Below are 6,076 nucleotides of genomic sequence, written 5' to 3'. Positions count from 1 at the left end.
GATTACTTCTGCTGGCGGGAGCTTACAACGTTGGTTGGGGTGCCTTCATCTATTACTTTCCGGCTTCTTTCTACCAGTGGATTACCGAAACATCAGTCGCTGCTCCCGGACTAATAAAGTGGCAGGGTGCCGGAGTACTATTGTTTGGAATGGCTTACATTTTAGTAGCGCTTTATCCAAACCGATTCTGGTGGGTAGTTCCGCTAGGAATTGTATCTAAACTGTTCGGAGCCATTGGCTTTTATCTTATGTTTATTCAGCCTACACTAACAGACTCCTACCTGTTTCATTTGATTATGAATGATCTTCTTTGGTTAATTCCGTTGACCATTATTTTTGTGCGAATGATCCAAGTACGAAAACAAAACACCCATGAAGCGGCTTCCTGATTGGATTGGCATGCTACTGCGCTTCATGGGGTTCACCAACCTGTTGTGGGGGCTGATCTTAGTACTTGCTCCTGAGGGCCTACTTCGTTGGGCGAAGATGGACGTACCTACGGTATTTTTGCCTTGGCATATGATCGGAGCAACTGCTATGCTTTTTGGAGTAGTATACTACTTCACATCCTTCAATCCGGTAAAGGGGCTGCTAATACTATTGTTAGGTTTTCTGATTAAGCTTATAGAAACGGTAGCCATTATTGCGGGCTGCATTTCGGAAGTTATCACTTATCAACTAGCGCTCTATTTTGCAGTAAAGGATTTAATCTGGTTGGGCCCACTAGGGGTGACACTTTATTGGGTGTTTCGAGAGTGGCAGGCCCCTCACGAAGCGCAGCGTACCAATCCGGATAAACCACTTTCCGAGACTCTAGCTAAGTTCTCTACTAACCAAGGATACGACCTCTCTCAGTATTCGTATCAAAAACCATTGTTATTAGTTTTTTTACGACATTTTGGTTGTACCTTCTGCCGGGAAGCACTACACGAAATCGCTGACAAGCGAACGGCTATAGAAAACCAGGGAGTAAGAATTGTGCTGGTGCATATGGGAAGTTCCGCGCAAGGCGAAGCGTATTTTGCTAAGAATGATCTAGCTGGATTAGCCCATATTAGTGATCCCGAGTGCCAACTGTATAACTTGTTTCGACTACAGCGAGCTCGGTTTTCTCAAGCGTTTGGTTTACGAGTATGGCTGCGCGGATTAAAAGCTGGAGTATTTAACGGACACGGAATTGGCAGACTGGTAGGCGATGGCTTCCGAATGCCTGGGATTTTCTTAATTTACCGAGGTCAACTGCTTAAAAGCTATAAGCACCAGTTAGTTTCCGACCAACCAGATTATATATCGTTAGCTAGTTGTGAGATTTCAGTATAGTAAACAGCAGCGAAATGAGTACTGCCTAATGCTTATTCTGAGTTTAACAGTATCCTGTCTACCTGCTCCTTGAACTTCTTTGGTTCGTCAATGTGCAGACCAATTATTGTAAATCGCTTCTTCATTCCGTAAAGTCCCACCGCTGTATTTTCCTTATTGAGGCCAATAATCACATTATGACTTTCCAATTCTCCTAGTGGGGATAGTTTTATGAAACCAGAGTACTCTGCTGGTTTGCTTGATAACTCAATTCTGTCGATATCTGGGAATGGAATTGTTGCTTCGTTTAGAATACCGTATCGTAAAACTAAGCTATCTTCATCAATCAAAATAGGTCGTTTGGCAAGTGACCGGGCGAACCCGAAAACTTGAAAAGCGGTATAAATACTGAGAGCCGATAGTACCCAGGCGGCAACTACGCTCCACTGGGCTAGTAAAAGGTGAAAAACGAACGTTTCGATAATAATGATGAAAATGAAAGCCCCTAGCAATGCCGGGCTTCCACTTTCTTTGTGGTAGGTAAATTCGTTTTTCTGTGGGGAGGAAGTCCCCCAGTTGATAAACCCATAGTAAATCACGGCTACTTCAGTAGCAAATAGCATGACTAGTCGTGGAGGGAGAATCTCACGGCAGGTACTTTTCAGCATTGAGAAGATATCGGGATTGATTCCTTTCAGCCGTTTGTACTGACCAATAGCACTGCGAACTTTTAGGACAACAAACGTCAGCACCGAAAGCTCGATAACGGGCAAACCCCAGGTTTTGAAGAGTTCCAAATACGTTTGGCTTCCTTTCGGAAGAAAATATGATCCAAGCAGTAGACCGATTATCATTACCGGGACCGTTGTTGTTTTTGGAATCGCCGTTTGGCGGATCAACAATAGGTAAACTAACGGAATAGTCAGTAGCAGATCAACCGAAACGGCTAAGCTCAGCACATCATCTCCAGCCAGTGGAAAGAACTTTATTAAAAAAGCCAGTATTCCAAACAGGCTGAGTGGAATGCCGAAGGTTAACAGGCTTTGGTTGAGGGTGAGCGTTCTGTTCATACGGCTTTTTCTACGGTAGGTGCTGCAGAAGTATACGTACGAGTTTTGGAATAGATTTAGAAAGAGAAGATACTATTGGTAGGTTATGAATCATAGTGATAGCGACAAGCGTAGATAAGCAGTTCATCGTCAGCTACTTGATAAACCAACCGGTGCTCTTGGTCTATCCGCCTTGACCAATATCCGCTCAAATCGTATTTGAGTGGCTCCGGTTTTCCAATACCGCTGAAGGAGGTTCTTTTAATATTCTTGATTAAATTATTGATCTTTTTGATCATTCTCTTATCCACCTTCTGCCAATAAAGATAATCCTCCCAGGCGTTTTCGGTAAAGATGAGTACCATATTAATCCTCCAATTTTGGCCTTATGGTTTTACCGGATTTCATCTGATGGATCGATTCGTATAATCGGTTAGCGTTTTTCTTAGAACTGAGCAAGTGCAGGGTTTCCATCATAGAGTTATACTCGTCTAGTGAAATTATAACAGTTCCCTTCCCGCTCTTTCGCTTGATAATTAGGGTTTCGTTATCATCCTCAACGCTATCTAAATACTTTTTTAATCCGGCTCGGAATTCCGAGAAATTTGCAGCAATCATAAAGTTATTTATTCTTATTTATGTACAGGTATACGTACTCACTTAAGAACAAGTTGTACTAGGATTTATTTCTAATGACGAATATTTTTGCTATAAAAACTAATACTATTCTCTCTCTACCGAATAAGTAATTCCATCAACCAGCGAGTCGTAAATGACTTGCTGAATATTGGTGCGGGTGTTGAGTTGATAGAGGCGGGTGTTATCGCGGGTAGGATGTACACGGTTAGCAAGGAATACGTAGAGTAGACCGTGCTCGGGATCGGCCCAGGTAAAGGTTCCGGTGAAGCCGGAGTGGCCGAAGCTATCATCGCTGGCACTCACGGCAGCGTTTCCGGTGGGCGAGCGTTCGATATTGGGTTTGTCAAATCCTAGTCCACGACGATTATCATTTTCAGGAAATTGGTAGCGGGTAAATTCCTGGATAGTTTCTTCGCCAATGTAACGTTGCCCGCCGTATTCCCCACCTTCCAAGTACATTTGTATCAATTTGGCTAAGTCATTGGCGTTGGCAAATAATCCAGCATTGGCTGAAACTCCGCCCATCAGAATGGCTCCTTCGTCGTGCACCGGCCCGTGAATGGGTTCGCCTCGAAATAGATAATCGTTTTCAGTGGGAACAATCCGTTCCAGTGGAAATTTTTCAAACGGACGGAACGTCAGCGTGGTAGCTCCCAGTGGTTGATAAAAATTATCGTTGATATAGGCAGCGTAATCTTCGCCCGCTAACTCCTCCACCATTTCGGGAAACAGGTAAAAGGCTAAGCCAGAGTACTTGTATTTGGCTTCATCTTCCAGTGGCGACTTTTTAATGGCTTTGTAAATCTTCTTTTTATAGTTACGATGCAGCCACATATTGTCGGTTAGCTTGGTCGGAAAGCGGCGGGAAGAATCCGATTTGATCGTAAACCACTTGTGGCTACCGTTATTGCGCAACGTACTTTGCCAATAAGCGATCCAGGGTTTGAACTTAGCCTGATGAGCCAAAATCTCCCGGAAAGTAGCATCGTCCTTATTAGAATTCTTGAAATACGGTAAATAGTCGCCTAAACTAGCCGACAGGTCAAAATTCCCTTCGCTGTGCAGTTTCATCAGGGCGGGCAAAGCGGATGAGATTTTAGTAATGGAAGCCAAATCGTATAAATCGTCCAGCTTTACCGATACCGTGTCGCTGTACTGTTGTAAACCGTAGGCTTTATGCATGACCACCTTTCGATCTTTGGCCACCAGTACCTGACAACCAGGAATGGCTTTGGCATTAATGGCTTCGTTCACTAATGAGTCGATGCGGGAGTACAGAATGCGAGAATCCAAACCAACATCTTCGGGCAAAGTGTAGCCAAAACGTAAATCGCCCTGAATTTCTATTCCATCGCCTGCTTGGTATTTATTTCCAATGCTAACCGGTAATGTACCACTTGCTCCAATCCCGCCAAAAATCAATTGGGCCGCCAACTCTTCGGTATGGCGATTATCTTGATAGGCTACAATCAATCCGTCGGATTCCTGCGGATTAGGCAGTTTGTCCAGCACATACGGGTTTTTGAACATCGTTAGCACGGTATTTTCCCGTTGTGTAAGTTCACTCAGTAACTTCTTTACCGAAGCTGATAGCTTCAGCCTATTACGCGGATACTTACTGTTGTCATGTACACTCACTAACACTACATCGTAATTAGCAATCTTACTGCGGATAGTTTCTGCGGTGCCTGATCCGGCGTCAGTCGCAATTTTTAAGTGATCTACTTTGGCATACAAACTCAGGGTTCTCTGGAAAGAAGTAGTGCTATTTTTCGCCCCAATGGCTACCGAAGCAATCTTTAGCGTGTCTAATTGCCGGATGGGTAACAAGCTATTCTCATTTTCTAGCACGGTTAGTGCGGCCTCAATCAGCTTCCGATTGAGTAATTCGCCTGCTGGGGTAGTCATCTCGCTTGCAATATTCTTCACTGCTACCGGCTGATAGTTATCTAATCCGACCCACTGTTTTACCGCCAGTATTTTACGGCAACGTTCGTCAATTTGCTCTTGAGTGATAATCCCTTGTTCAATAGCTTTGCGGATTTCGGCGATAGTGCGAGGAACATCTTCGGTGAACTCTAGCAAATCATTTCCAGCCAGAATAGCGTCTTTGTCGACTACGCCCGGTTCATTTCCGGCGGTTACGCCCTTCATGTTCATCGCATCGGTCACGATCAATCCTTCAAAACCTAGTTCGTCTTTCAGAATACCGGTGACAATGGATTTAGATAAAGTAGAAGGTAAGCCTTCGGTAGGATCCAGCGCAGGAATATTTAGGTGAGCCACCATTACCCCGCCTACTCCCGCCTCAATAATCTTCCGAAAGGGATAGATCTCGAGGGAATCTAACCGGGCCCGGGGATGGTTGATTTGCGGTAACGCATAGTGAGAATCGGTATCGGTATCGCCGTGGCCAGGAAAGTGCTTGGCAGTGGTAAGAATATTCTCGTCCTGCATTCCACGCATGTAGGCAATTCCCTTGCGGGCAACGTTCTCTTTGTCTTCCCCAAACGAGCGAAAGTTAATAACCGGGTTCGCCGGGTTATTATTCACATCGACTACCGGGGCAAAATTCATGTGCATACCCGCCCGCTTCATTTGCCGAGCTACTTCCAGTCCCATCTGGTAGAGCATGTTATCATCTTGAATGGCTCCGAGCGTCATTTGAAACGGATAGCTGATGGTGCTATCCAACCGCATCCCGATTCCCCACTCGGCATCCATCGAAACTAGTAACGGCACATTGGCAACTTTTTGAAGATCATTTAGCATCCGAGCCTGCCGACCGGGGCCACCCTGAAAAAAGACCAAACCGCCAATCTTGTATTTCTTGATCATTTGAAGCAGTGCTTGCTTATGCGCCTCATCGCGGTTAGAGTACGCTGCTACCGAAATGAGCTGAGCAATACGTTCATCGGGCGAGAGGGTTTGTAGCACCGAATCTACCCAAGCACTTTGGGTATATTTGAGAAAGGGTGGTTCATCGCTCTGAGCGAACAAAGTACTGCCTAATAGGCTAAAAAGAAAAAGGAAAGCCCCTACTGATTTTCTGATAGTCATACGCGTGAGAATGGTTTACGCAATGTTGC

At 44.9% G+C, this 6,076-nt stretch carries 6 protein-coding genes; 2 read left to right on the top strand and 4 right to left on the bottom strand.

The genetic code is table 11. From position 1 onward, the window contains the following. Together WBA23_RS04200 and WBA23_RS04195 are read left to right on the top strand one after the other, a co-directional pair. A partial coding sequence (locus tag WBA23_RS04200) for a hypothetical protein (protein WP_424580995.1) occupies positions 1 to 389 on the top strand: 389 nt, incomplete at its 5' end. After that, positions 373 to 1,320 carry a SelL-related redox protein gene (locus tag WBA23_RS04195; RefSeq protein WP_424580994.1) on the top strand — a complete coding sequence of 316 codons (948 nt, stop codon included), beginning with the start codon at positions 373 to 375 and terminating at the stop codon, positions 1,318 to 1,320. The genes WBA23_RS04200 and WBA23_RS04195, both read left to right, overlap by 17 nt. A 32-nt stretch (positions 1,321 to 1,352) precedes the next feature. Here the strand turns inward: WBA23_RS04195 and WBA23_RS04190 are convergent, their stop codons facing one another. The 4 genes from WBA23_RS04190 to WBA23_RS04175 all read right to left on the bottom strand — a co-directional run bounded on the left by WBA23_RS04190 (position 1,353) and on the right by WBA23_RS04175 (position 6,047). Beyond that, on the bottom strand, positions 1,353 to 2,369 hold the full coding sequence (locus tag WBA23_RS04190; protein ID WP_424580993.1) for a hypothetical protein: 1,017 nt from the start codon (positions 2,367 to 2,369) through the stop codon (positions 1,353 to 1,355). Between the two features lie 83 nt (positions 2,370 to 2,452). Then, positions 2,453 to 2,713: a Txe/YoeB family addiction module toxin gene (locus tag WBA23_RS04185; RefSeq protein WP_424580992.1), complete on the bottom strand. Its 261-nt coding sequence runs from the start codon at positions 2,711 to 2,713 to the stop codon at positions 2,453 to 2,455. Position 2,714: 1 nt separating this feature from the next. Then, positions 2,715 to 2,966, bottom strand: a complete 252-nt coding sequence (locus tag WBA23_RS04180; protein ID WP_424580991.1) for a type II toxin-antitoxin system Phd/YefM family antitoxin — start codon at positions 2,964 to 2,966, stop codon at positions 2,715 to 2,717. Positions 2,967 to 3,071: 105 nt separating this feature from the next. Then, entirely contained in the window at positions 3,072 to 6,047 is a 2,976-nt protein-coding gene (locus WBA23_RS04175; protein ID WP_424580990.1) for a glycoside hydrolase family 3 N-terminal domain-containing protein, read from the bottom strand. Between the last annotated feature and the right edge of the window lie 29 nt (positions 6,048 to 6,076).

Origin of the sequence: Tunicatimonas sp. (genome assembly GCF_049647865.1) — a bacterium.
GTDB lineage: Bacteria > Bacteroidota > Bacteroidia > Cytophagales > Cyclobacteriaceae > Tunicatimonas.
Note: the sequence above shows the minus strand (reverse complement) of the source record. Positions and strands in the feature narration are given on the sequence as shown.